Here is a 24,056-nt window from a genome sequence, read left to right on the forward strand (position 1 = left end):
TCGAGCGTGCTCCAATTCAGGTTGTCGGCACTACGACATGGGGGGAGGTGAATAGCGCATGGAGAACCAGATTGACACTCCCGCAGAGTCGATCGAGGAGACCATTTCGGAAGAGCAGATCGCGGCACCGACTATGTGCACGTAATTTGCGATCGGAGCTGTTCTGAACTCTCGAAAGAGCTCAGAACAGCTCTGCCGGTCAAAATAGCGAATTTCGAATTGCAGGCGGCTTCGGCTGTGCCGCCGTGTCTATTTGTCTGGGGGGATCAATTGCCCAGGGCTGTAGTTCTCGGTGGCGGAGGGTTCATCGGCAGCACGATCACGAGACACCTTCTCACGGCCGGCTGGGATGTCACGGTCGCCGGATGGGGCGCGCCTGCGATGACGCAAGAGCTCGCGAGTATGGGGGCCGAAGTCCATTCCTATCCCCGTGAAGATGCAGCCCAGCTGCGGAGGTCGGTGGGAAGCGGTGCGGATGCGTTCATCGATGTGATCGCGTACCGGGCCGAGGATATCGGTCAACTGGACTGCCTGCGTGGCCTCGTCGGGAGCCTGATCGTCATCTCATCCGGTGCCGTGTATCGAGGCGTCAGCGGCAAACCGTACTTCGGCAATTACGACACCGCCGATTGGTTCGCCCCGTTGACGATCGATGAGGCACATCCGATTCTGCCGCCTGATGATATGACCTATGGCGGCGGCAAGGTCGCGGTCGAGCGGGCGGTCAGAGCTCTGCGGATCGCACCTACATCCATTGTCCGTCCGTTCGCAGTCTTCGGACCGAACAGTACAGCGGCACGAGAATGGTACTTCGTGAAGCGGGTGCTCGATCGCCGTGAGCGGCTGGTGTTGTGTGGAGATGGCCATGAGAAGTTCAATCGCTGCTCCGTCGACAATCTGGCCGAAATCATCCGTCTGTGCTGCGAATCTCCCGGTGACCGAACCGTGAACGCGGCCGATCACGATCCCCATGACGTCCTCGGCATCGCCCGGCAGATCGCCGCGCACCTGGAATGGGAGTGGGAGGAATTCGTGCGACCAGGGCCTCCGCCAGCGCCGATGATCGGCTATACGCCGTGGTCGACACCGGCCCGTGTCACTGCGGGAATGGCACACGCGGAGGCGGAATTGGGCTACCGAGCGATCGTCACACCGGAACGAACGCTCGAAGTCACGACCACATGGCTCGCCGATTACATGAAAAGCAATGTCACCGACTGGCATGCCAAGCTTCCCGGATATTTCAAGAGGAACGGCAACGCGACATTCTGCTACGCCGCCGAAGACGATTTCATTTCCCGATGTCGTTGATCACCGAACCGCCCACATGCGAATCGCGGCATCCTGGATTCGGGCATACGAAGGAGCAACCCTTTGGAAGATTTCGAAACGCCACCCTCGGTACCGGTGGGAGTCATGAAAGAAGAGCGTAGCCCGGAGAAGTTCCTCATCGAAGACTTGGGGCAGGTTCGGGAGTACATCGACGCCATCGACTTCGAACTATTAATTCAGAAGCTGACCAGTCAGCCAGGGCTCGAGGGCGGGCTGGGGTGGTCGCACAGCAAAGCGCGAGCGGTAGAACGCCAGTACAAGAACTGGATGTATCTTCGCCGGAAGTATCTTGGCGAGCAATTGCCGCCGTCTCCGGATATCGATCAGTTCTGGCATGCGCATATGCTCGACACGCGCGCCTATCACCGGGATTGCGCGCGAATCTTCGGAACCTACCACCACCATTATCCCTATTTCGGTGCGCGTGGCGACAGCGATAAAGATGCCCTCATGAAATCGTGGGAAAGGGTGTTAGAGCTGTACAGGAGAGAATACGGAATACCGATATACCAGGTTCGAGACTGAGATCAGGAGAACACAACAGTGAATATCCTCGGGCATGTTGGCGTCAATGTACCGGACCTGGAATTGGCAACTCGTGTGTTCGGCGATGGCCTGGGATTCGAGGTGGGCTGGAGATCATCTGTCTCCGACCCGCAAGGCGATTCCATGCAGAGGTGGCTCGGCTTGAACTCCGACGCCGAAGGTCGATTCACGTTCTTCCGTGCTGGATCGGGTGTGGAGATCGAAGCAATCGAGTGGAACAGACAATCCCGAAACCGGGGCACGCTCGCCGCAGATCACGGTAGCCACCTCGCGCTGTGGATCGATGACCTCGACGCTACTGTCGGCAAGCTCGCGGGGCTTGGCTGCACAATCTACGACCCGCATTCCTCTGGGTTTGTTTACGCACGCACATCGTGGGGCCAATATCTGCAACTCATGCCCAAGTCGCAGGGGTGAGGATATGAACCGGCGAATACATATGGAAGACAGCATGGTCAGAGGTGGCGACTCATCCGGCTCGGCCCTTGCCGTGGTGGTAGGAATCCTCAAGATCAGCAAGGTGCCGTTCTGGTTTCTGTGGACGACACCGCTGCTCTTCGGGTACTTCGGCTCGGCTGCCGATCACGGATTCCATAATCCGGTCTGGTTCGTCTTACTGGTTGTCGCGACATGGGTATGCGACGCCACGGCCTCGATCCACAACGAGTTGGTGGACCGCGAGGAAGACGCGGTCAATCAACCAGAACGCGCCGCACTTCTCCGTTCGCTACCGGAAAAGGTCCTGTGGCGCGTCGTCTGGGCCGGCTACCTGACGCTCGCGATCGGGGCCATCCCGTTCACGATCTTCGTCGGAATTGCGCCTGCGGCAATCCTTCTCGCTGCCGGAGTCGCTGCACCCCTCTACAATTGGGGACCACGATTCAAACGAGTGCCACCACTCCCGCAGATCGTGTTCGGGTGGGTCGCCGCGTGCGAGGTCGCAGGTGCCTGGGCGTTCAACGCCCCGTGGTCCACGGTGTCGCCCATCGTCTGGGTCGTCGCGCTGTTCATCGCGGCGGCATCGGTGTCCAAAGACCTTCCCGATGTGGAGGGCGACGAAGCCGTTGGTGCCGCAAGCATTTTCAGCATCAAGAAGCTGTGGCAGCGCGCCACCACACTGGTGGTCGTGCATACCAGTCCGTATGCGCTGGTCTTCATCCTCGCAGCGGTCGGTGCGGTCCCGGCGAGGGTTCTGTGGGTCCTCGTCCTGGTGCCGGTTGTCCTCGCGGTCGTCTACTTCGGTGAGCGGGCGCAGACGACACCTGCGATGATCGCGCTCTACGAGGTGAGCTACACCTACGTTCACGCATTCCTGCTGATGCTGCTGGTGCTCATGTGGCCGAGCGTTCTCGCTGCGACCGCGTCGATCGCCACGTTCGGTGTCCGGATCGTTGCGGTGATGATGAGGCTGCAGCCGAGAATCGTCGGTGACGAATTTACGGTGTGGAACGGGCTCAAGGAGTTGGCTGTTCAGAGTTCCAGAGTGTGATGCCTAGGTGGTCGGCGCGCACCTATGTGGGCCATCGCATGGTGGGCGATGTAGTCATGCAGGCGCGCGACCACGGGGGTGGGTCGGTGGTTGCTCGAGACCAGCCCGATCGTCCGGTCGCGCGGGCTGGACAGCCGGACACGGTGCAGGCCGGGATGCGGCGTTTCGGGCTCGGGAAGCAGCGCGACACCCAGTCCGTGCGCGACGAGCGAGCGGAGGGTTTCGAATTCGGTGATCTCGAAGGCGACGTTCGGCGTGAATCCGGCTTCGGTACACCAGGAGTCGAGCAGTCGGCGCAAGTGGTACGTGGGCGGGTTGGCGATGAAGGCTTCGTCGCGGAGATCGGCGAGGTGGACGGTGTCGCAGGTGGCGAGGCGGTGCTGGCGAGGTACGTAGAGGTGGATGCGTTGCTGTCCCAGTACCTGTGCGGGTAGGTCGGTGGGCGAGGGAATCATGACGGCGAGATCGAGTTGTCCGTCGCGGATCAGGTTGGCAAGTCCTTCGCCATGGGCCTGTACGAGGTGGAGACGGATACGCGGTGCGCTGGCATGGAATTCGGCCAGCATGGACGGAATGCTGACGGGTCCGAGGGTGAGCGGGAAACCGAACCGGACGAGACCAGATTCCGGGTCAGCGTTGCCGCGGACCGCACTGATGGCATCGTCGAGTGCGCGGACCAGTCCGCGGGTGCGTTCGAACAGTTCCCGCCCAGCGGGAGTGAGCGCGATACCTCGCCCAACCGGATGGAACAGCTGCACACCGACCGCCTTCTCCACGGCTCTCAAACGTCGGCTCAGCGATGACTGAGGAACCCCGAGCCCCTCCGCCGCGCGTGTGATGTGACCCGTATATGCCGTGGTGTCGAACGCCGCCAGTAGGGGTGCGAGTGCTTCCAGCTGCGCTGACGGAAAGTCATCCATATTCGGATGATAATCACCCAATCTTGGTAGTAGACGGATGAATTGCGTGTGCGTGACGATGCTGTGAACACCGCATCCAGGGGAGGATCGACATGGGATCAGAGCACACCACGACCGCGAAACCGGTTGTCCCGGAGGAGATCATCGACGTTGTGCTGATCGGTGGCGGCATCATGTCCGCGACGCTGGGCGCGATGATCGCCAAGATTCAACCGGACTGGTCCGTTGTGATGTTCGAACGCCTAGGTGAGCTTGGTGCCGAGAGCTCGAATGCATGGAATAACGCCGGGACGGGACATTCGGGGATATGCGAGTTGAACTACATGCCCGACCCGGATGATCCGGCGAAAGCCGAGCAGATCGGCGGAGTGTTTCATCTGTCGCGCCAGTTCTGGGCCACGCTGGTCGAAGATGGCGATATCACCGAGCCCGCGTCGTTCATCAACCCCTCCCCGCACATGGATGTCGTGTTCGGCGACCGGGACGTGGCTTATTTGCGGCGCCGGTACGACACGCTGCGCGAGTTGCCGCTGTTCTCGGCAATGGAATACACCGAGGATCCTGCGGTGATCGCCGACTGGGCACCATTGTTGATGGCCGGGCGCGGCCGCGGCGAGCCGATTGCCGCCACCCGCTACGAAGCCGGCACCGATGTCGACTTCGGTGCCCTGACCAGTGCATTGGTCGATGTGATGACCAACGGTGGCGCACAGGTGCGGGTCAGGCACGAAGTTGCCGGTCTGCGCCGCGGGCCAGACGGGACCTGGACAATCACAGGCCGTGACCGCGGCGCCAAGCGGCGCTTCACCGTTCGAGCGAATTTTGTGTTCGTCGGCGCGGGTGGATACGCGCTCAAACTGCTTCAGAGGGCCCGTGTTCCCGAGGTCCGCGGCTACGGTGTCTTTCCGTTCGGTGCGCAGTTTCTGCGGACCGACAACCCCGACGTGGTCAGCCGCCACGACGCAAAGGTCTACAGCCAGGCGTCACTCGGCGCGCCACCGATGTCGGTGCCGCACTTGGACAAACGCGTCGTCGACGGCCAGGAATCGCTGCTGTTCGGGCCCTACGCCACGTTCAGCACGCGGTTGCTCAAACACGGTCGGCTGATCGACCTATTCACCACGGTGCGCATGCGCAACATGGCCGTATTGCTGGCGGTCGCCATTCAGAACCTGACATTGGTCGGCTACCTGATCGGGCAGCTGGTCTCCACGCGGCGCCGCAAATTCGCACAGCTGCAACGTTTCTACCCGACCGCCGACCCTGCCGACTGGTATCTGGTTCAGGCCGGGCAGCGCGCGCAGCTGGTCAAGCCGGACTCCCGCACAGTCGGCGTCCTCACCTTCGGTACCGAACTGGTGACGGCAGCAGAGGGCACCATTGCCGGGCTCCTGGGCGCGTCACCGGGTGCTTCGACCGCCCCGGCGATCATGGTCGACCTACTGGCACGATGCTTCCCACACGAGACGACCCGATGGGAGCCGTTGCTCCACCGGATGATGCCGGCCATGACAACGCCGATAGGCGCAGAGCAACACCATGTTGATGACAATCTCACTAGGACAGGGCAGATTCTGGGTTTGGCCTCGTAGATGTTCTCCCTCCCCGGTCACGAACGGGCCACGGGATTGCCACAGTGTGGTGGTGGCGTCACGGTCGTGAGGGGGAAATGAGCTGTGGGACAGTGATCTTCGAGTGATTCGCAGGGCCGTGACGAACAACATCCGATCCGGGGCGCGCCCAGATCGGACGGCGGCGTCGAGGATGACGGCGCGGATCGCATAGTGGCAGTACAGATTCCCCCAGATCTCCTGTTGCACCAGGTCGGGAGACTTCGAACGCAGCACTGCCCGCGGCCCGCGCTGGTGGGTTTCGAGTTCGTCGAAGGTGTTCTCGATCTCCCAGCGCTGGGAATAGGCGGCCGCCAGTTCGCTCGCGTCGGCCTGTTGCGGGTCCAGGATCGTGGTCAGCAGCCAATAGTGTTCGGGATTGTCGCGGCTGTCGTCGATCGTGACTCGATGACCCGCACGGTCAACGGCGCCGCTGTGCGCCATCCGGGCCCGGAGCTCGGGCAGATCGGGGCCAGCACGAAACGTCGGGCAGCGTGCCAACGAGATTCTGAATGCGGCCTCGTTTTTTCGCGTGTCAATGCTCGGGCGTCTGGGGTATCGCGGCCTCGGACGCGAGATTTTGGATGAGGCGCAGCAGGGCGCGAGCAGCGGCCGGCGTGAGGTTGGGTGGATCCTTCGGGACGACAACTCTGAGTTCCGTTGATCTCGCGCTGTCATGCGATAGGCGTGTGAGCGTCGACCGGGCGGTCTCGGCCGAGGGGTCGACCGCGCGATCGTTCCGCATAAGGCCCCTTCTGATCGGCGTTGCGAGCGGGGCCGTATCCCAGATTTAGTAAAGGCCTCGATCGATATCCGCCGAGCTGGAAAGACTTCCGTGATATGACTGTCCACGATTGGCCGGGCTAACGTGCCGGCTTCTTAGGATTCTCTCAGCTGAACCCGAATTGAACCCCCACAGGGCTCCCACCTGCGGTAATGCATCGATTCGGCTCGCCGCCATCACCCGCCCGTCCTGCATAACCGCAGGTAGAACCGGTGACGTGACGTTCTACTTGTGTCCGGAGGGGGACCAGGACACTCGAAATGTGGTATTTATGCACACTTTTCGTGTACATGCCATCACCATACCCATTTTTCGTGTCCCTTCTCTCCGTGGGCCTGCAACGCCGTCGAAGTGCGCTCGCTACGCGCAAGTGGATGCGGTTGCCCGTTTAGATGACGAGCACCACCCGGGACGCGCACGCAGGACACGCGAAGGTTCGGCCCGGGTCGCATGATCCCGACCCAACCGCGATTCGGCTGCCGATCAGCCGGTGATTTCGGCGAATATGCCAGGCTCGTAGGAGCCGCCCTGCTGGCGCACGATCACACCGAGCCGGTTGGCCGCGTTGATTTGAGCGACCAAGGCGACCAGTGCGGCGATCTGGTCGTCGTCGTAATGCTCGCGCACCTCGGCCCAGGTCTCGTCGGACACACCACGACCGGCGTCGGCGATCCGCGTGCCTTCCTCCGCGAGTGCCAGCGCGGCCCGCTCGGCCTCGGTGAACACCGAAGCCTCGCGCCAGGCCGCGACCAGATTGATGCGCACCGAAGACTCTCCTGCGTGTGCGAGGTCTTTGCTGTGTACGTCGGTGCACCATGCACAGCCGTTGATCTGACTGACACGCAGCGTCATCAGATCCTGCGTAGCCTTGGGCAGCGTCGACTGGACAATCACCATGCTGGCGTTGCCGAACCGCTTGGCGAACTTGGCGCCGAGCTCGTTGGTATTGAGGTTGAAACGGGGTTCCATGACTTCGTCCTTGCTGTTGAGATTGCGTGTTTCCGTGTTGAAAGAACACAAGATGCCGACGACCCCCTCTGTGTGCCACTGCCGGGATACGATGTGCGGCACGTTGTTTCGGTGTCGCGAATCGGCGGTGCCCGGCATCTGGCGCGGGGCATCAGGCCGCGGCGCGGGCGGCGATGTATCCGTCCGGCCGGATGAGCACCGTGGTGTCGCCGGTGACGTCGTAGTTGCGGTGGGCTTGGCCGTCGGTGTCGAACATCGTGCCGGGGCCGGTCGCGGTGCTGTCGGTGGTGATGCGGACCGTTCGCGGCGCGGTGGCCAAGGGGCTGCCGGTCCTGTGCCGATGTGCGGGCCCGCCGTGGTCGAAGGTGAGCAGGGTCCAATGCGGGCCGCGCAGCAGATCGAATACTCGGATCTCATGACCGGATGAGGCGTCGACGCCGACAGCGTCGGGAGCTCGGTCTCCGGCGCGAACGTGGGTGTCGTGCGCCCCTGCGCCGGTGAGTGGACTGCCGGGGTAGGCGATGGTCAGGCCGGTGGTGAAGTCGTCGGTGAGCCCGCGGACTGCGGTTGCTCGGTCGCCGCTGTGTGCGGAGCGCATGAGAGCGTGCATGCGGGAGGTGCTGTCGGCGAGGACCGCCTGCGCGATCGGGCGGCGTTCGAGTTCGTATGTGTCCAGCAGGTTTTCGTCGGCTCTGTCGAGGACCGCGGCGAGTTTCCAGCCGAGGTTGTAGGCATCCTGAATGCCGGTGTTCATCCCCTGCCCACCGGCCGGTGAGTGGACGTGGGCGGCATCACCGGCGAGGAAAACCCGGCCGACCCGGTATCGGTCGGCCAGGGCGACGTTGATCCGGTACAACGACAACCAGCCCGCGGCGTCGATAGCGACATCCGCCAGCCCGGCGTGCTCGGTGAACAACCGGCGGAACAGCTCCAGCGTCGGCGAGGCGGGGTCGGGGTCGTCGGCGGGGATCGACGCCTGGAACTGCCAGATGTCGGTGCTGGGCAGCGGAAACAGCGACAAGATCCCATTCTCGGGGCTCATCCATACGTGCTGGCAGTGCCGATCAAGACCGGCGATGTGAACATCACCGAGCCACCAGCGATGCTCGCCATAGGACACGCCTTCGAGTGTGGCGCCGCTCTGCGTGCGCACCACGCTGCGCCCGCCGTCGCAGCCGACGACATAGCGGGCCCGCACTCGCCGGTCACCGATCGCCGTGGACACGCCTACCTCCACGGCGTCAGCTGCTTGCGCGACGGCCCTCGCCTCGGTTTTCCATTCGACCCGGCCGCCGAGTTCGGCGAGCCGGTCGCGCAGGATCTGCTCGAACAGCGGCTGCGACAGCCAGACCGGCGCGTACGGCACCCCCGGATCCGGCACCCCCACAGCAGCCTCCACCGCCTCGGAGATCACGCGATCACGGTCGTAATGGCGGGTCGGCACATGCACCTGCCCCAGTTCCAGCACTCGATCGATCACGCCTAGGTCGTCGGCGACCTCCAGGGCCCGCGGCTGGATCGTCTTGGCCCGCGATGCCGTGCTGGGGCCTGCGGCTCGCTCGACGATGCGGTAGTCCACGCCGCGGCGGGCCAGGTCGATCGCCAGGGTGAGCCCGGTCGGGCCGGCACCCACGATCAGAACATCGGTCGAGCTCAGGGTGATCGCCATTTAATCTACCTACCTTAGGTATCTTTTATGTGGCCAACCGTCTTCTCAGTCGGCCGATCGGGAATGCGGAGTACTATATACCTAAAGTAGGTACCTAATCAAGGTGGATGGATTATCAGCGACAACGATGCATTGAAGGGGCTACTGCCCCGCATGGCACAGCTCAGCACCACGCTGGGCCGCGGGCAGCTGTTCGAAACCGCCACGGCCACAGCCGGAATCACCCTGGAACGGCCAGCGCTGACGATCCTGGTGATCCTCGAATCCGCCGAAGGTCCCATGCGGGTCGGGGAGATCGCCGCCCGCATGCAGGTGGCCGGCCCACACGTCACCCGCCAACTCAACGGTCTCGAGCGGCGCCGACTGGTTCGACGTGTCCCCGACCCGGACGATCAGCGCGCCCGCCTGATCACCCTCACCCCCGACGGCGAGAAGCTGGTCGGCCGCTATCTGCTCGTCATCGATGGCTGGTTCGACCAGGCCTTGGCCAATTGGTCCGAAGCCGACCAGCGTGACCTCGTCCGGTTGATCGGCAGGCTCGTAGACGACCTGTCCGCGCACCTGGGCACCATCGCCGACGACTCCCTTATCGAGTAGCGACGAGGGAAAGGCCCCACCAATCCACCCGCCCGCGGTGCTTCCGCTTTGGGACCGACTCAGAAGGCGCCCAACCCCCACCTGGGCGCCTTCGATCAAGACACAACATCGACATCGTCGGCAGGAGACACTCGCTCTGGAGGGGTTGGGTTGGACCGATCACTCGCCCCAGAGGACAGCACAACCGGCCAGCGCGAGTTCGCCGGCCAAGAACAGGCTGATCGGGCCGGCGCCCGCGAATATGACGTCATGCATGAAGAAATTCCCTTCTGATTGTCGCTGACCCGATCGGATTCGACGGGTCAGCGCAGGTTGGTGATGCCGTCGAGGACGGCGGCGATGCCGGTGAGGAACTGTTCGCGGTCATCGTGCTCACGCATCTGGCCGGCGATCACGTGCATGAACGGGTAGTCGTCGGGATCGAGTTCCTGCCACGCGGTCGATACCGCGGCGAGGAACTCACCGCGGTCGGCCTGGGGGTCGACACCCGAGGTATCACCGTCCACACGGGCGTTCTGGCCGACGGCACCGAGGATGTAGTGCACCAGCGTCGAAGTCGCGTCGAACCACGCGGCTTGCGGCACACCCAGTGCCCCCACCTGCCGGCCGAACCGCTCGAAGATCCCCACCGTCACCGGCCCACACGGATTGCGGGTGATCTGCAGGGCCAAGCGCGTGGCAAGCCACTGATGTTCGGCGATCGCATCGAACAGGCCCAGCGCCACGGCGCGGATCTCGTCCACCGCAGTAGTCCGGGCCCCGGCGGGCTCGGTGTCCAGCACAGTGCGGATGACTGTTTCGGTCGCGGCATCCAGCAGCTCGTCTCGGGCGCCTACCTGGTAGTAGATCGCCCCGGTTCCGGTCGCCAGGCGCTCGGTCAGCGCCCGGACCGTCAGCGCGCTCTCGCCGCCGCCGTCGAGCAGCTCAATAGCGGTAGCGATGATCTGCTCGCGGGAGAGCACCTGGTTGCGCCGCTGTGCCCGGCGCGCTCGTGTTGCCATGGCCCGATTCTGCCAGCATTTTTGGAGCATCGCACCAATTTGGATCAATGAACCAAATTGCGGTATGTTTTCCCCATGTCAGATACCCACTCCGGGGTCACCGCACGGGCCGCTGCGGCGTCACCGAAGCATCCCGGACCCCTGGTCATGCTTGTGCGAGTGCATGCGCGGCCGGATCAGATCGACGTGGCGCAACGGGCGCTGGAGAAGATCGCCGGTCCAACTCGCGCCAACCCCGACTGCCTGGAATTCCGTATCTTCCAGGACAGAGACGATCCGCAGTCGTTCACTCTTCTGGAACACTGGGTCAGCCTCGAGGCCAATATCGAACACGGCAAACGTGACTACATGGCTGAGTACATCGCCACGAAGGACCTGATCTTCGACGCATTCCGCGGCGAGTTCGTCCAGGAGATCTGCCCACCGGGTACTGGTTCCTTTGTCGAACCGCAATGAAACGCGACCGCGACTCGATCACATCGCTCGGAGGCCAGAGCACCAGCGACATCTTCAACAATCAAGCGCCCGAGCGCATCCCGAACGGGTCAATCGCTGAGTAGGCCCGGGGCGCGGTGGCGGGATTGCTCCTGCTCCGTTTCCCCGGACCTCTCGCCGAACCCGCCGTGCGCCTCTCAACGCAACGGGCTCTCCACGGTTTCTGCCGTCAGGCTGGTTGAAGAGTCGCCCATCGGTTCGGGATCGTGTGTCCGCGCCAGCGATAACGGCTGACCGTCACGCTGTTGAGGTCGAACAACACGGTCCCGTCCGCCGCTGTGATGGGCCGCCACCGCCCAGCGGGGGTGGTGTAGCGGCGGCGGATGTCGGTCCAATTCCAGCTGTGCCGGGTTTGCAACATCACGATCATCCGTTTCCAGACGAACTTCTGGAGAACGGCGAACCGGTTCTTGGCCACGGCATGCTTGAAGTAGTTGGACCAACCACGCAGAATCTGGTTGAGCCGGGTGATCACATAGCTCAGACTCTGCTGGGACAACCGATGAGTCAGGGCACGGACTTTCGCCTTCAGCGACCGGAGGGGCCGGTCACCGATGAAGGTGTAGACGAACCACTTGTCCGAGCCGCGCTTGCGACGCCACTGGATGTGGAACCCCAAGAAATCGACCCCGTCCGACAGGTGCCGCACCGTAGTTTTCTCCGAAGATAACCGAAGCCCTAGCGGTGCAAGCACTTTCCTGACCTGTTCGCGTATCGCCTCGGTGTCGTGCTCGGTCCCGTGGACCAGCACGACAGTCGGCTTATGGGGACCGGTGGGTTATGCCGACCGTGGCGTGAGGGTGCTGGATAGGCGAGGTGGTGGGGCTGGTTGGTCGGCATAATCTGGGCCTTGTGATCGTGATGGTGGCGGGTTTCGAGTGGTTGGAGGAGGACAACCACTCGAGACGGGAGAGATCACATGGGTGCCGAGATGTCGGTGGATGTGCTGGTAGCGGAGTTCCGTTCGTGGCTGGCGGTGGACCGGGGGCTGTCGCGGGAGTCGGTCCGTTGTTATGGGACTCAGGCGGGTAAGTTCCTGGCCGGTTTGCCTGGGCCAGTGGATGCTGCTGTGCGGCAGCTGGATTCGGGTCGGATCACCACATTTATGGTCGATTATTGCCGCGACTGCAACACCTGGTCGGCGAAGGCGATGGTGACCTCGCTGCGCGCTCTGCTGCGGTTCCTGCACGTGTCCGGACGGATCCCGGCGCCGCTGGTGGGCGCGGTTCCGGGGGTGGCGGGCTGGCGGTTGGCGTCGCTGCCGCGCGGTCTGGACGCGCCGGTGGTGGCGCGGTTGCTGGACGGATGTGACCGGGCGACGGTGGTGGGCCGACGCGATCGCGCAATCTTGACGATGCTGGCCCGGTTGGGGTTGCGTGGGGTCGAGGCCGCCGGTTTGGAGTTGGACGATATCGACTGGCGCAGTGGAGAAGTCACCATCCGTGGCAAGGGCAACCGGATCGACCGGCTGCCTTTGCCGGTCGATGTCGGTGAGGCGATCGTGGCGTATCTGACCGACGGCCGACCGGCCTGCGCGGTGGCGACGGTGTTTTGCACGATCCGCAGACCCTATCGGCCGTTGAACGCGGCGGCGGTGCGGGCGATCATGGGTCGTGCCTGCGCGCACGCGGGCATGGCGCGGGTGGGTGCGCACCGTCTGCGTCATTCGCTGGCCAGCGACATGCTCCGGGCGGGAGCGTCGCTGCCGGAAGTCGGGCAGGTTCTGCGGCACCGAAGTGACCTGTCCACGGCGATTTACGCGAAGGTCGACGAGAATGCGCTGCGCCCGCTGGCGCAGCCCTGGCCGATCCAGGTGCGGTCATGAGCGTGTTGCGCCGAGCCGCCGAGGACTATCTAGCCATGCGACGGGCGCTGGGGTTCAAGCTGACAACTCAAGCGGTGCAATTGATGTCGTTCATCGGCTACTGCGAGTCGGCCGGAAGTGATCGCATCACCAGCGAGCTGGCGCTGGAATGGGCGACCACGACCGGCAGCGGCAGCTGCCACGACGCCTACCTGGCACGCCGGTTGATGACGGTGCGGATCTTCGCCCGCCACTACCAGACCCTCGACCCAGACAGCGAGGTCCCACCCGAAGATGCTCTGCCGCACCACAAATGCCGGATTGCACCGTATCTGTATTCACCCGCTGAGATCGCAGCCCTCATCGACGCCGCCGGGCAGTTGCGGCCACCGCTGCGCGCGGCGACCTGGCAGACACTGATCGGCCTGCTCGCGGTGACCGGCATGCGCAAACGCGAAGCCTGCCGCCTCGACGACGAACACGTCGACCTCGATCGAGCGGCATTGGTGATCCTGGATTCCAAGTTCGGCAAGTCCCGGCGCCTGTTCCTGCACGACTCCACCGTCATTGCTTTGCGGGACTACCGACAGCAGCGCGAGCGGTGGTGCCCGAACCGGTCCGGCCCCTGCTTTTTCGTGTCCACCCGTGGCACTCGCCTGGATGCCGACAATATCCCCAGCACCTTCACCGGCCTGATCGACGCAGCCGGCATCACGGCGCCACCCGGAGGGCGACGGCCCCGGCTGCACGACCTGAGACACACGTTCACCGTCGCCACGATGATCGGTTTCTACCGCGCCGGCGGCGACGTTCAAGCACGGTTGCCGATCCTGTCGACCTGGCTCGGCCACGTCGACCCGAAATCGACCTATTGGTATCAGCAGCAGATACCCGAACTACTCACCCTGGCCGCGCAACGCCTGGAAACCGTTGGGGATGAACGGTGATGACCGCGCTGGCTCCGATCCTGCAAGCATTTTTCACCGACAAACTCCTGCGGCAGCGCCGCGCCGGACCAAACACCATCGCCGCCTACCGCGACGCATGGCGGCTGTTGCTGCAATTCGCTTCCCGCGCAACAGCAACCGCACCCAGCGGCCTGGACCTGGGCCAGCTCGATGCCACGCTGGTCACCGCTTTCCTGACCCATCTCGAAACGGAGCGGTCCAACAGCACCGCGACCCGCAACACACGGCTGGCCGCGATCCGGTCGCTATTCCGTTACGCCGCCTTGCACGCGCCCGAACACGCCGCCGACATCGCCCGAGTGCTGGCCATCCCACCCAAACGTCGTGACCGGCCCATCCTCTGCTACCTCACCACCGACGAGATCGACGCCCTGATCGCCGCACCCGACCGCAACACCTCGCTCGGGCGCCGCGATCACGCCTTGCTGGTGCTGGCCTGCCAGACCGGGCTACGCGTTTCCGAACTGATCGGGTTGACACGCAACGACATTCACCTCAACCACGGTGCTCATGTCCGCTGCCATGGCAAAGGCCGCAAGGACCGCGCCACCCCGCTGACCCGCCACACCATCGCCGCCCTGCACGATTGGCTCGCCGACCACCACGGCGCACCCACCGATCCGCTGTTCACCACCCGCGAGGGCCGACCGCTTTCGCGAGATGCAGTAGCCAAGCTGGTCACCAAACACACCCGCCGCGCCACAGCCCGCTGCCCAAGCCTGACCAGCAAGACCGTCACCCCGCACACCCTGCGACATTCCGCGGCCATGGCGCTGCTGCACGCCGGGGTCGACACCTCAGTCATCGCGCTTTGGCTCGGCCACGAAGACCCCGGATCCACCCACACCTACCTGCACGCCGACATGACCATCAAGGAGAAAGCCCTCGCCCGCCTCACACCACCCAACACCAGCCCCGGCCGCTACCACGCCACCGACACCCTGCTCGAATTCCTCGACAACCTCTGACCCGATCACAAGGGCCGGGTTATGCCGACCAACCAGCCCCACCACCTCGCCTATCCAGCACCCTCACGCCACGGTCGGCATAACCCACCGGTCCCCATAAGTCGACTTATGCCGACGTCGGCATAAGTCGGCGTAGCGGACGATCCGCCACGCCGGTAACCCTTTCCGGCGACGGTATGCCCGCTTGGCCTCGCTGGCCATCGTCCCGCCCGGCTTCCATGGCGCCATCACCTGCTCATCGAGCACGCTCAGCGCAATGTTCGCCAGCAACGGCGAGAGGATGCCGCCCTGCGGGGTGCCGGTCACGGTGTCCTGACGCTCACCGAGTTCGGTGAAGATCCCGGCTTTCAGGAACGCCTTGACCAGCACCAGGACGCGTTTGTCCTTGACTCGCAACCGAACCCGGTCCATCAGGGCCGTGTGGTCGATCCGGTCGAAACACGCCTCGATATCCGCATCCAGCACCCACCGGTAGCCGCGGGTGCCGTAATAGTGGATCTCGGCGATCGCGTCCTGAGCCCTCCGGTTGGGCCGGAACCCGTAGGAGACCGGCTCGAAATCGGCCTCGAGGATCGGTTCCAGCACCAGTTTCAGCGCGGCCTGGACGACCCGGTCGGTCACCGTCGGAATCCCGAGACGGCGCACCTTCCCAGACCCGCCTCGTTTGGGGATCTTGCGTTCCCGCACCGGTAAAGGCCGAAAAGACCCGTCTTTCAACGAGGTCCGCAGATCGTCCAGAAACCCAGGAACCCCGATGCGCTCGTCGACGTCGGTGACGGTCATGCCGTCGACGCCGGGAGTGCGGGCTCCGTGGTTGCCCGCGACCCGGTCGAACGCCACGATCAGCGTGGCCGGGTCGTGCACGAAGTTGAACAGGTCGTCGAACCGGCGGCCGGGCTCGGCCGCCGCCCAACGGTGAAGCTTGGCCTGCATCTCCGATACCCGCCGGCGCGGCCCCGCAGGGTCCGCCGACACGGCGTCACCATTCGGTGGCGCGTCTCTCGGCATTGCAGCATCCGTCCTTTCTTGAAAACCGCTGCCGCCCTTCGCCATGTGACCGGCTTTCCCGGCCTCGGACTACTACGGCGGCTCCGCCCCACCCGGCCCGTTCGACGGTCGGTGCGTCTATCCCGAGCGGCGCAACCGGATCGTCGCGCCACCGGGAGTCTGACCGGGTGGTTCCCGTGTTCACTGTGATTCGCTCGACGAAGTAGGAGCCCAACTGTGTCCCTGCGGCATCGCCACGAGTACGCCGTAGACCTTCCCCGTGGCCTCCCGACCGGCTTTCGTAAACCTGTCCAGGAGTCCCCTCCGCAAGCGTAAACATCGGGGACACACCGCGTCCTGCCCATATCCGCCAGATTTGAGCAGGTGGCGCATGGAGGGACGTAACAACGCTGGTTCCTCGCGTACTCCTCTTCATCCCGCTCGCCGGACACACACCATCTGGCAGTACTGGCCCGTCCCGGCTTTGTCAGGGCTGCTCCCACCCTCCCCGGCACCACCCGGATCAGGCTGCCCTCAGCTCCACCGACCTGCTACGACAGGCCGGAGGCGGGGGTCTCTCACCTCCACTCGAATCACAGCGCCTCACGGCGCAAACGAAAATTGGGCCAGATCCAGTCTTCAGGCGGAAGCGACATGTGGGCTCACATGTCGGCGCTGGCGCTCGTGGCACCCGAGTCCTGTAACTGTGAATGCTTCACCCGCAGTTCCGCGGGTATTGCAGTGTTGACATACGCTGCCGAACTGCAATGGGACCGGCCGCTTTTGTAGGTAGCAGGAATACAATTGCGGGGGAGAGAATAGATGCTTGATGTTATGTGCACCATCAGTATTGGGGTTTGTCCCTGACATGCGCCGTGTCCGTTCAGCGCGGTGCCCCAGGTGGGGCGGCGCCGTTGTGAATGAACCCTTTGCGCCCTTTTTGTTGGAATATGGGCAGCCTCCCGAAATCTCTGCCTCGATATCCGATTCGTGATCAGGGGGACTCGACGAAACCCACGGTAACGATCAGCCCGGAAACTGTGGAGCGAGCCGACCTCGGGCCGTCGCCACGTACTGGAGTGTCCGTGACCGATACCACCGCTTCGGTCATAGAAAAGCCGAGCCAGGGTAGGCCGCATCGCTGGGGCTTCGGCATCGACGTGGGTGGTAGCGGCGTGAAGGGCGGCGTCGTCGATCTCGGCACCGGGCAGCTGATCGGCGACCGCTTCAAACTCCCGACCCCGCGGCTGGCTCCTCCGGAGGCTCTCGCCGACACGATCCGCGAGGTGGTGAAGCACTTCCAGTGGGACGCGCCGCTTGGCGTCACCTATCCGGGTGTGGTCAGCGGCGGCATAGCTCGTACCGCCGCGCACCTCGACAAGTCTTGGATCGGAGTGAACGCCCAGGAGGTGATCAGCGCCGAACTCGGCGGACAGCCGGTGACCCTGCTCAATGACGCCGACGCGGCGGGATTGGCCGAAGTCGAGTTCGGCGCCGGCAAGGACAACGACGGCGTCATTGTGCTGCTGACCTTCGGCACTGGCATCGGTTCGGCGGTGATCCATAACGGGGTGTTGTTGCCCAACACTGAATTCGGTCACATCGAGGTCGGCGGAATGGAGGCCGAGCGTCGGGGCGCCGCGTCGGTCAAGGAAAGGCACGCCTGGAGCTACAAACGGTGGGCCGCGGAGGTGACGAAGGTGCTGGTCGCCATCGAAAACGCGATCTCGCCCGACCTGTTCATCGCCGGTGGCGGGGTCAGCCGCAAGGGCGACAAATGGATTCCGTTGCTGAAGAACCGCACGCCGGTGGTGGCCGCCACGTTGCAGAACACCGCGGGGATCGTCGGGGCAGCAATGGCTGCACATGCCGATCCAACGCGCGCAACCAGCCCGCTCGGCGGCAGCGGTCGTCTTCGCTGGGTTTGATCAGCGGATCCGGCCGTGTTGGTTACAGCGGATGTTGAACCCGAGAAAGTTACATCCCCTGGGCTCCTGCGCGCACCAGCTGGCTTTTTTGTACCAAGGACGTCCGAGAGCCACTCGGCGGCCTCAGTCCCCTGGTCGATGCCTTGATACCGGGTGCCAAGAGGCCGACGTCCTGTCGTAGGCCAGTGGTGTCCACGTCGACAGGCACCGACCCGTAACCCGCTGCCTGTAGCGTGAGACATCGGCCATCCGCGCTGACCTCGGGTGCGATCAGCGCCAGTTGTGGGTCCCGGCGCTGAGTCCTCGAGACGCCTTTTTCGCTGACGACCATGAAACTGCGGTCGTGTGCGAGCCCAGCCAGCAGTACGGTGGCGGCTTGTGTCGATACTGCCGCGCATCCCTTCACGGGGTAGTACAGCAGATCGACAACCCGTGCCATGCTCCGTTCCCCTCCGTTCGTTTCATTCACAAGCGAGCACTCAACCTACGGATGTGATGAGCTTCCCACGCCGGGCCGCACCGTGCTGCCGTGGACGACGTTCTGGCCTGCTATCGCGGTACGTCGCCGAGTTCCGAGGCCGCCGCGCCGAGTGAGGTGGCGCGCATCGAGGGCCTCGGCACCCTCGAACAGCGCTTCACCGCTGCACTCCGGCCGGCGTGTCCCACGGCCCCATACGCCCGGTACCGCGCCCTCGTTGCCTCCTCCGCCCCCGACGAGCCCGTCGATATAGGAATGCAGCCACTGGGTCACCGTCGGTGCCGCACCCCACCCCGACGGTGCGCCAGTACCTGCGCGCTGTCCCGCCCCGGACCGCCACACCGCTAACTGCGGAGCTGTCATGCTCGTGAAGCGAGAGGTCAGCATGTCCAGCAGCGACTCGACTCCATCGGCTGCGAACCGGGTCGGATCGAACTGGCACTCCACATCGCACGCACCGTCGTCCGCTATGCGGACGATGAACTGGAGGGTGCCGACCAGTCCGGAGAAGTCTCGGTCTCGTAACGATGCCGGCCGGCGTGGGCCGGACCACGGCACGAAATTGATCAGGACCTGGGCGGGACGGTTCACCATGGCAGCGGTGTCGTTGTCGTGAATCGCCAGGATGTTGGCCACGTTAACGCAGAACGATGCATAATTGATGCATTCATCGTTTCAAAGGAGGGACGGATGACCCGGATGCCAGCGCCCTCCTCGCGGTGTGTCGTGACCGCCGGTTACGGGCTCGCGGTGGTGCGTGCCGCCGTCCTGCTCGGGCTGTGCGGTCAGACGGACGACAACGCCTGCCGCGCCGTGGCCCGCATGGTCGGAATGCGGTACGTCGCTTCCGTTCTGGCGCTGGCGTGCGCCCCGCCCGGGAGGCGATGGGTCTTGCGATCGCAGACCGTCTCGGCTCGGATCTCGGTGACAGCTTCGCGCTCGGGCGGGCATTGCGCGGACGACCTCAGCGCGGCAAGGCCCATAGCGGCCACGGTCTGCTGCGGCCTGCTGTGCGCTGCCACCGCCGTCGTTGCCCGGCGGGGTTGACGCAGAGTGCCACTGCCGCGTGGACCCAACGGACGGCATGACCGCCCGGGTGGGGCGGATCTCGCTGGCGGCGACCGGCAGAATGGGATGATGCCCGCCGGTTTCGTCCCCGTGTCCGACGCGGTCGGATACACGGTGCGCGCGGTCGCCGAGCGTCTCGGCATTCCAACCGCGACGCTGCGCAGTTGGAACCGTCGCTACGACATCGGGCCGCCACAGGACCGTCCGGGCAAGCATCGGCTGTACACCGAAGCCGACATTTCCATGCTGGAGCGGATGCTCACGCTGATCCGGGCGGGCGCGAGCCCGGCGGGGGCGGCGGCGACGGTGCGCGGGCCCGCGCCCATGCTCGGTGAACGCGAGTCGCTGCTGGCGGCGGCCTTCGCGCTGGATACGAGTGCTGTGTCGAGTCGGCTCGAGGCGCACGTCCGCGCATTCGGTGTCGTGGACACCTGGGAACTGCTGTGCCGCCCCGCCTTTGCCGACATCGTCGATCGGCAGCTCGGCGGTGAGGGATGCATCGATGTCGAACATCTGCTGTCGTGGTGCGTCATCTCGGTGTTACAGCGGACGAATCCGCCGTCGGTGCCTGATGCCGTGATGCCGATAGTGCTCGCTTGCACCAGCGGCGAGACGCATTCGCTTCCGCTCGAGGTGCTGCGCGCGGCCCTTGCCGAACGCGGCGTCGGAGCGCGGATGCTGGGTGCCGACGTGCCCGCGACCGCGCTCGCCGACACGCTGGCGCGCTCGGGCCGTCCCGCCGCCATGTTGCTGTGGTCGCAGCAGGAGTCCACCGCGCTGACCTCCGCCGTGCGCGCCGGACTGGACGCCGGCGCGCGAGTGCTGGTCGGCGGCCCGGGATGGGAGGCGATCCTTCTTCCCGAAGGCGTGGAGCGGGTCGATAGCCTGCTCGACGCCGCCAATCGGCTCGCCTGACACGTTCCTCAACGCGGCGGGGTATCGCCGCTGGACCCATCTGCGCCTGGATGGTGCTGATCCTGCCCTGCCACGCTCGACCGGCCCTACCCGGCGCCTACAGCCTCGGTTCTCATTGTGCATGAAACGATGCATAATTGATGCATCGCTGCTTCCATGACCGGACGGCAGCAGCCGCACTAGAAAGGCGCGTGATGGTCGAGCACATCTCATCTGGAGCGGCGGACCCTCGCCGCGTGGCGGTTATCGGCAGCGGCGTCGCCGGTCTCACTGCCGCCTGGGTGCTGTCCGGATCCGCCGAGGTGACGCTGTACGAGGCCGACGCCCGGCTCGGCGGCCACGCCGACACCCACAGTGTGATCGCGGACAACGGCGAAGACCTTGGCGTGGACACCGGATTCATCGTGCACAACGACCGCACATACCCGACTCTGCTGCGTCTGTTCGGCGAGCTGGGCATCGCCACCCAGGACTCCGACATGAGCATGTCGATTCGCTGCGACGGTTGTGGCCTCGAGTACGCGGGCGCACGCGGCCCTGGCGGACTGTTCGTCGCACCGCGCTCTCTGGTCCGCGGCCGCTACCTGCGGCTGCTCGCCGAGGTGCCGCGCTTTCACCGGCTCGCGCGCGCCGAACTCGACTCGGACGTCGAAAACCCCTGCACACTGAGCGAATTCGTTCGATCGGCCGGATTCTCCGCCTACTTCGTGACGCATTTCCTCACGCCACTGGTGGCGGCGGTCTGGTCCTGCGACCCGGCCACCGCGCTGCGCTATCCGGTCCGGTATCTGTTCGCCTTCCTTGATCATCACGGCATGCTGGCGGTGTTCGGCTCGCCGACCTGGCGCACCGTCACCGGTGGCTCGGCGAGCTACGTCCGCGCGGTGGCCGAGCGGCTGGACCACGTGCTGGTCTCGACCCCGGTGCGCGGCGTGCACCGGCTGCCGGACGCGGTCGTGGTCCGCGACGACGCCGGCGAGGTACAGGTGTTCGACGCCGCCGTGATCGCCACCCATCCTGCTCAGGCGCTGGGCATGTTGGCTGAGCCGAGCCGTGCCGAACGTGAAATCCTCAGCGCCATACCGTATTCGGTGAACCATATGATCCTGCACACGGACAGTTCAGTGCTGCCGCAGGCGCCGCGCGCCCGCGCTTCGTGGAACTACCGGCTGCCCTCGTGCACCGCCTCGGTGGACCGCGTGCTGGTCAGCTATGACCTGACCCGGCTGCAGCGGCTCGAGCACACCGGCGAGCGCCGGTTCCTCGTCACGCTCGGCGATCACGAACGCGTGGACCCAGGAGTCGTACTGGACCAGATGGTCTACGAGCACCCCATGTACACGCCGGAGTCCGTGGCTGCGCAACGCCGCCTCGGCGAAATCGGTGGCCCACGTGTGGCATTCGCCGGGGCATATCACGGGTGGGGCTTCCACGAGGACGGGGCGTTGTCGGGCCTGCGCGCCGCCGAGCGACTCGGTGCGCGCTGGGCCGCGCGGGTTGCCGCGGTGTCGGCGTCGTGACCGCGCAGATCGTGCGCACCAGGATCCGTCACGTCCGCCTGACACCGGTTCGCCATGAATTCCGCTATCGCAGCTACGGCTGGCTGGTGGACCTCGACGACCTGCCGCGGCTGCCGCATTGGCTACGGCCGTTCGCCGGGTTCCGCGCCGCGGACCACCTCGGCGACCCGCGGCGCACACTACGCGAGAACGTCGAAGTCTATCTCGCCGCGCACGATATCGACTTGCGCGGCGGCACCGTTCGTATGCTGGCCAACGCGCGGGTGCTGGGTTACGTGTTCAATCCGCTCACACTGTTCTGGTGCCGCGACCGCACGGGCGCACCGGTCTGCGTCATCGCCGAGGTGCACAACACCTACGGTCAACGGCACTGTTATCTGGTGCGCCCGGACGAGCGGGGCAACGCGCGAACCGGCAAGCGGTTCTACGTCTCTCCGTTCAATCCGGTGCGTGGCGAGTACCAGATGCGCGTGCCCGAACCGGACGACCGGTTGAACGTCTCGATCGTGTTCACCGACGGCCGTCCGATCTTCGCTGCCGCGATGACCGGCCGTTGCCACCCGGCCACCCGTTCGACAATCCTGCGCGCGATCCTGGCAATGCCACTGGCTCCTCTCGCTGTCTCAGCGCTCATTCGCTGGCAAGGCATTCGTTTGTGGGCACGCCGCCTGCCCGTCATCCAACGTCCCGCCCCGCCGATCGAGGAGCCTTCGCGGTGAGCATCGAAGTCCCGGTCACCTCCGACTCTGCCACCCTGGCGCCCGCGGCGTGGCCCGATGTCGAACGGGTGCCCACCGGCGCCCGTGCGCGCATCGCGGCGGCGCTCGCGCACCGACTGTTCCGCAGGGCCGTCCGCGCGTTGCCGATCCGCGTGGAGTATCCGAACGGCACCATCCTCGGCCGCGACCCCGTGCACGAGGATCTGCCGAGGATGATCCTGTACCGGCCCGCGGACTTCGCGGCGCGGCTCGGCGCAGGCGGCCTGATCGGATTCGGCGAGGCCTATATGGCGGGCGACTGGTCGGCGCCGGATCCGGCTGCGGCGCTGACCGTTTTTGCCGCATCGATCGAGACCCTGCTTCCCGCGCCGCTGCGCGCGCTGCGCCGGGTGTACGTCGCCCGGCATCCGGCGGCCGAGCGCAACAGCGCGTCGAACTCCCGCCGCAATATCGCCCGTCACTACGATCTGTCCAACGACCTGTTCGAACTGTTCCTCGACGAGACGCTCACCTACTCCTGCGCGCTTTTTCCCGCGACCACACCGCCGCCGCGGTGGACCGATCTGGCTGGGGCGCAGCGCGCGAAGATCGACCGGATGCTGGAGCTCGCAGGCGTCGGTCCCGGCACCCGGTTGCTCGAAATAGGTACCGGCTGGGGCGAATTGGCGTTGCGGGCGGCGGCGCGCGGCGCGGTGGTCCGGTCGGTGACGCTGTCCACCGAGCAGCGCGCGACGGCGCTGGACCGCATCGCGGCGGCGGGACTGTCCGACCGGGTGACGATCGACCTCCTCGACTACCGCCGCGTCGAGGGAGAATTCGACGCCGTGGTCTCGGTCGAGATGATCGAGGCGGTCGGCTTTGAGTACCTGGACACCTTCTTCCGGACCATCGACCGCGTGCTGGCGCCCGGCGGACGTGCGGCGATCCAGGCGATCACCATGCCCCACCATCGCATGCTGGCGACCCGCCACACCTACACCTGGGTGCAGAAATATATCTTCCCCGGCGGTTTTCTGCCCTCGACCAGGTTGCTCGCCGAGGTCGTCACGCGCAGCACCGGACTGATCGTGCGCGAGCAAACGGCGATGGGCGAGCACTACGCGCACACGCTGCGCTTGTGGCAGCAGCGATTCCTCGACCACGCCGACCAGGTGACCGAACTCGGCTTCGATCCGGTCTTCCGCCGGATGTGGCGGCTGTATCTCGCCCACGCCGAGGCCGGATTTCGCAGCGGCTACCTCGACGTGCAGCAGATCCTGCTCACCAAAAGCGCGGACTGACAGCGTAAT

At 65.0% G+C, this 24,056-nt stretch carries 24 protein-coding genes and 1 pseudogene; 16 read left to right on the forward strand and 9 right to left on the reverse strand.

The genetic code is table 11. The annotated features are described in order from the left end of the window. The first annotated feature begins 135 nt into the window (after window positions 1-135). The 4 genes from ACQP0C_RS21460 (at window position 136) to ACQP0C_RS21475 (ending at window position 3,367) form a co-directional block, all read left to right on the forward strand. On the forward strand, window positions 136-1,311 hold the full coding sequence (locus tag ACQP0C_RS21460; RefSeq protein WP_433722414.1) for an NAD-dependent epimerase/dehydratase family protein: 1,176 nt from the start codon (window positions 136-138) through the stop codon (window positions 1,309-1,311). Between the two features lie 63 nt (window positions 1,312-1,374). Next, on the forward strand, window positions 1,375-1,857 hold the full coding sequence (locus tag ACQP0C_RS21465; RefSeq protein WP_433722416.1) for a glycine-rich domain-containing protein: 483 nt from the start codon (window positions 1,375-1,377) through the stop codon (window positions 1,855-1,857). 18 nt (window positions 1,858-1,875) lie between these two features. Continuing rightward, a complete protein-coding gene (locus tag ACQP0C_RS21470; protein ID WP_433722418.1) occupies window positions 1,876-2,295 on the forward strand; it encodes a VOC family protein in 420 nt (139 codons plus the stop codon). A 34-nt stretch (window positions 2,296-2,329) separates the two neighbouring features. Further along, complete coding sequence (locus ACQP0C_RS21475) at window positions 2,330-3,367, forward strand: UbiA family prenyltransferase (RefSeq protein WP_433722420.1); 1,038 nt, start codon at window positions 2,330-2,332, stop codon at window positions 3,365-3,367. Here the strand turns inward: ACQP0C_RS21475 and ACQP0C_RS21480 are convergent. Further along, a complete protein-coding gene (locus tag ACQP0C_RS21480; RefSeq protein WP_433722422.1) occupies window positions 3,349-4,287 on the reverse strand; it encodes a LysR family transcriptional regulator in 939 nt (312 codons plus the stop codon). The genes ACQP0C_RS21475 and ACQP0C_RS21480 overlap by 19 nt on opposite strands. Before the next feature lie 92 nt (window positions 4,288-4,379). On the opposite strand from ACQP0C_RS21480, the gene mqo reads away from it, so the two are divergent. Beyond that, window positions 4,380-5,879, forward strand: coding sequence for a malate dehydrogenase (quinone) (mqo, locus tag ACQP0C_RS21485; RefSeq protein ID WP_433722424.1), 1,500 nt, complete (start codon window positions 4,380-4,382; stop codon window positions 5,877-5,879). A gap of 69 nt (window positions 5,880-5,948) precedes the next feature. Here mqo and ACQP0C_RS21490 read toward each other — a convergent pair. The 3 genes and pseudogenes from ACQP0C_RS21490 to ACQP0C_RS21500 all read right to left on the reverse strand — a co-directional run. Beyond that, window positions 5,949-6,337, reverse strand: a pseudogene (locus tag ACQP0C_RS21490) (transposase); the annotation flags it as partial. An 827-nt stretch (window positions 6,338-7,164) separates the two neighbouring features. Next, complete coding sequence (locus ACQP0C_RS21495; protein ID WP_433734614.1) at window positions 7,165-7,650, reverse strand: carboxymuconolactone decarboxylase family protein; 486 nt, start codon at window positions 7,648-7,650, stop codon at window positions 7,165-7,167. A 151-nt stretch (window positions 7,651-7,801) separates the two neighbouring features. Then, window positions 7,802-9,319, reverse strand: a complete 1,518-nt coding sequence (locus tag ACQP0C_RS21500) for an FAD-dependent monooxygenase (RefSeq protein WP_433722426.1) — start codon at window positions 9,317-9,319, stop codon at window positions 7,802-7,804. Between the two features lie 153 nt (window positions 9,320-9,472). Between ACQP0C_RS21500 and ACQP0C_RS21505 the strand changes: the two genes are divergently transcribed. After that, window positions 9,473-9,916 (forward strand): MarR family winged helix-turn-helix transcriptional regulator, encoded by a 444-nt coding sequence (locus tag ACQP0C_RS21505; RefSeq protein ID WP_433722428.1) that lies wholly within the window; start codon window positions 9,473-9,475, stop codon window positions 9,914-9,916. 302 nt (window positions 9,917-10,218) lie between these two features. On the opposite strand, the gene ACQP0C_RS21510 is transcribed toward ACQP0C_RS21505, so the two are convergent. Beyond that, window positions 10,219-10,917 (reverse strand): TetR/AcrR family transcriptional regulator, encoded by a 699-nt coding sequence (locus ACQP0C_RS21510; RefSeq protein ID WP_433722430.1) that lies wholly within the window; start codon window positions 10,915-10,917, stop codon window positions 10,219-10,221. 75 nt (window positions 10,918-10,992) lie between these two features. Between ACQP0C_RS21510 and ACQP0C_RS21515 the strand changes: the two genes are divergently transcribed. Next, window positions 10,993-11,373, forward strand: coding sequence for a putative quinol monooxygenase (locus tag ACQP0C_RS21515; RefSeq protein WP_433722432.1), 381 nt, complete (start codon window positions 10,993-10,995; stop codon window positions 11,371-11,373). Between the two features lie 208 nt (window positions 11,374-11,581). Here the strand turns inward: ACQP0C_RS21515 and ACQP0C_RS21520 are convergent, their stop codons facing one another. Beyond that, window positions 11,582-12,163: a group II intron maturase-specific domain-containing protein gene (locus ACQP0C_RS21520; RefSeq protein ID WP_433722434.1), complete on the reverse strand. Its 582-nt coding sequence runs from the start codon at window positions 12,161-12,163 to the stop codon at window positions 11,582-11,584. Window positions 12,164-12,331: 168 nt separating this feature from the next. Here ACQP0C_RS21520 and ACQP0C_RS21525 point away from each other — a divergent pair, with 168 nt between their 5' ends. From ACQP0C_RS21525 to ACQP0C_RS21535, 3 genes are read left to right on the forward strand one after another with little or no spacing between them, the layout of a single operon-like run. Then, window positions 12,332-13,237, forward strand: coding sequence for a site-specific integrase (locus ACQP0C_RS21525; RefSeq protein ID WP_433722436.1), 906 nt, complete (start codon window positions 12,332-12,334; stop codon window positions 13,235-13,237). Further along, window positions 13,234-14,163: a tyrosine-type recombinase/integrase gene (locus tag ACQP0C_RS21530; protein WP_433722437.1), complete on the forward strand. Its 930-nt coding sequence runs from the start codon at window positions 13,234-13,236 to the stop codon at window positions 14,161-14,163. Before ACQP0C_RS21525 ends, ACQP0C_RS21530 begins: the two co-directional genes overlap by 4 nt. Then, window positions 14,163-15,152 (forward strand): tyrosine-type recombinase/integrase, encoded by a 990-nt coding sequence (locus tag ACQP0C_RS21535; protein WP_433722439.1) that lies wholly within the window; start codon window positions 14,163-14,165, stop codon window positions 15,150-15,152. Before ACQP0C_RS21530 ends, ACQP0C_RS21535 begins: the two co-directional genes overlap by 1 nt. A 63-nt stretch (window positions 15,153-15,215) precedes the next feature. On the opposite strand, the gene ACQP0C_RS21540 is transcribed toward ACQP0C_RS21535, so the two are convergent. Further along, window positions 15,216-16,085: a reverse transcriptase domain-containing protein gene (locus ACQP0C_RS21540; RefSeq protein WP_433722441.1), complete on the reverse strand. Its 870-nt coding sequence runs from the start codon at window positions 16,083-16,085 to the stop codon at window positions 15,216-15,218. A 1,133-nt stretch (window positions 16,086-17,218) separates the two neighbouring features. Between ACQP0C_RS21540 and ppgK the strand changes: the two genes are divergently transcribed. Continuing rightward, complete coding sequence (gene ppgK, locus ACQP0C_RS21545; protein WP_433722443.1) at window positions 17,219-18,067, forward strand: polyphosphate--glucose phosphotransferase; 849 nt, start codon at window positions 17,219-17,221, stop codon at window positions 18,065-18,067. A 49-nt stretch (window positions 18,068-18,116) separates the two neighbouring features. On the opposite strand, the gene ACQP0C_RS21550 is transcribed toward ppgK, so the two are convergent. Both ACQP0C_RS21550 and ACQP0C_RS21555 read right to left on the reverse strand, forming a co-directional pair. Next, on the reverse strand, window positions 18,117-18,506 hold the full coding sequence (locus tag ACQP0C_RS21550; protein ID WP_433722445.1) for an MOSC domain-containing protein: 390 nt from the start codon (window positions 18,504-18,506) through the stop codon (window positions 18,117-18,119). A 45-nt stretch (window positions 18,507-18,551) separates the two neighbouring features. After that, the gene (locus ACQP0C_RS21555) at window positions 18,552-19,181 is read right to left on the reverse strand and encodes a hypothetical protein (protein WP_433722447.1); all 630 of its coding nucleotides are present in this window, start codon (window positions 19,179-19,181) and stop codon (window positions 18,552-18,554) included. Between the two features lie 54 nt (window positions 19,182-19,235). Between ACQP0C_RS21555 and ACQP0C_RS21560 the strand changes: the two genes are divergently transcribed. The 5 genes from ACQP0C_RS21560 (at window position 19,236) to ACQP0C_RS21580 (ending at window position 24,047) form a co-directional block, all read left to right on the forward strand. Beyond that, window positions 19,236-19,592 (forward strand): hypothetical protein, encoded by a 357-nt coding sequence (locus ACQP0C_RS21560; protein WP_433722448.1) that lies wholly within the window; start codon window positions 19,236-19,238, stop codon window positions 19,590-19,592. A gap of 90 nt (window positions 19,593-19,682) precedes the next feature. Beyond that, window positions 19,683-20,528 (forward strand): MerR family transcriptional regulator, encoded by an 846-nt coding sequence (locus ACQP0C_RS21565; RefSeq protein ID WP_433722450.1) that lies wholly within the window; start codon window positions 19,683-19,685, stop codon window positions 20,526-20,528. Between the two features lie 194 nt (window positions 20,529-20,722). Next, complete coding sequence (locus ACQP0C_RS21570; RefSeq protein WP_433722452.1) at window positions 20,723-22,048, forward strand: NAD(P)/FAD-dependent oxidoreductase; 1,326 nt, start codon at window positions 20,723-20,725, stop codon at window positions 22,046-22,048. Then, a complete protein-coding gene (locus ACQP0C_RS21575; RefSeq protein ID WP_433722454.1) occupies window positions 22,045-22,767 on the forward strand; it encodes a DUF1365 domain-containing protein in 723 nt (240 codons plus the stop codon). The genes ACQP0C_RS21570 and ACQP0C_RS21575 overlap by 4 nt, the downstream gene beginning before the upstream one ends. Beyond that, window positions 22,764-24,047: a class I SAM-dependent methyltransferase gene (locus ACQP0C_RS21580; protein ID WP_433722455.1), complete on the forward strand. Its 1,284-nt coding sequence runs from the start codon at window positions 22,764-22,766 to the stop codon at window positions 24,045-24,047. Before ACQP0C_RS21575 ends, ACQP0C_RS21580 begins: the two co-directional genes overlap by 4 nt. Window positions 24,048-24,056 lie beyond the last annotated feature (9 nt).

The sequence above is a fragment of the Nocardia sp. CA-129566 genome, assembly GCF_050956075.1.
Lineage (GTDB): Bacteria > Actinomycetota > Actinomycetes > Mycobacteriales > Mycobacteriaceae > Nocardia.

Bases quoted from the DNA above. Each gene is read 5' to 3' on its own strand.
- ACQP0C_RS21535 (WP_433722439.1), top strand. From the start codon at position 14,163: ATGACCGCGCTGGCTCCGATCCTGCAAGCATTTTTCACCGACAAACTC.
- ACQP0C_RS21510 (WP_433722430.1), bottom strand. From the start codon at position 10,917: ATGGCAACACGAGCGCGCCGGGCACAGCGGCGCAACCAGGTGCTCTCC.
- ACQP0C_RS21570 (WP_433722452.1), top strand. From the start codon at position 20,723: ATGGTCGAGCACATCTCATCTGGAGCGGCGGACCCTCGCCGCGTGGCG.
- ACQP0C_RS21530 (WP_433722437.1), top strand. From the start codon at position 13,234: ATGAGCGTGTTGCGCCGAGCCGCCGAGGACTATCTAGCCATGCGACGG.
- ACQP0C_RS21495 (WP_433734614.1), bottom strand. From the start codon at position 7,650: ATGGAACCCCGTTTCAACCTCAATACCAACGAGCTCGGCGCCAAGTTC.
- ACQP0C_RS21515 (WP_433722432.1), top strand. From the start codon at position 10,993: ATGTCAGATACCCACTCCGGGGTCACCGCACGGGCCGCTGCGGCGTCA.
- ACQP0C_RS21475 (WP_433722420.1), top strand. From the start codon at position 2,330: ATGGTCAGAGGTGGCGACTCATCCGGCTCGGCCCTTGCCGTGGTGGTA.
- ACQP0C_RS21525 (WP_433722436.1), top strand. From the start codon at position 12,332: ATGGGTGCCGAGATGTCGGTGGATGTGCTGGTAGCGGAGTTCCGTTCG.
- ACQP0C_RS21500 (WP_433722426.1), bottom strand. From the start codon at position 9,319: ATGGCGATCACCCTGAGCTCGACCGATGTTCTGATCGTGGGTGCCGGC.
- ACQP0C_RS21550 (WP_433722445.1), bottom strand. From the start codon at position 18,506: ATGGCACGGGTTGTCGATCTGCTGTACTACCCCGTGAAGGGATGCGCG.
- ACQP0C_RS21560 (WP_433722448.1), top strand. From the start codon at position 19,236: ATGACCCGGATGCCAGCGCCCTCCTCGCGGTGTGTCGTGACCGCCGGT.
- ACQP0C_RS21505 (WP_433722428.1), top strand. From the start codon at position 9,473: ATGGCACAGCTCAGCACCACGCTGGGCCGCGGGCAGCTGTTCGAAACC.
- ACQP0C_RS21565 (WP_433722450.1), top strand. From the start codon at position 19,683: ATGCCCGCCGGTTTCGTCCCCGTGTCCGACGCGGTCGGATACACGGTG.
- mqo (WP_433722424.1), top strand. From the start codon at position 4,380: ATGGGATCAGAGCACACCACGACCGCGAAACCGGTTGTCCCGGAGGAG.
- ACQP0C_RS21480 (WP_433722422.1), bottom strand. From the start codon at position 4,287: ATGGATGACTTTCCGTCAGCGCAGCTGGAAGCACTCGCACCCCTACTG.
- ACQP0C_RS21540 (WP_433722441.1), bottom strand. From the start codon at position 16,085: ATGCAGGCCAAGCTTCACCGTTGGGCGGCGGCCGAGCCCGGCCGCCGG.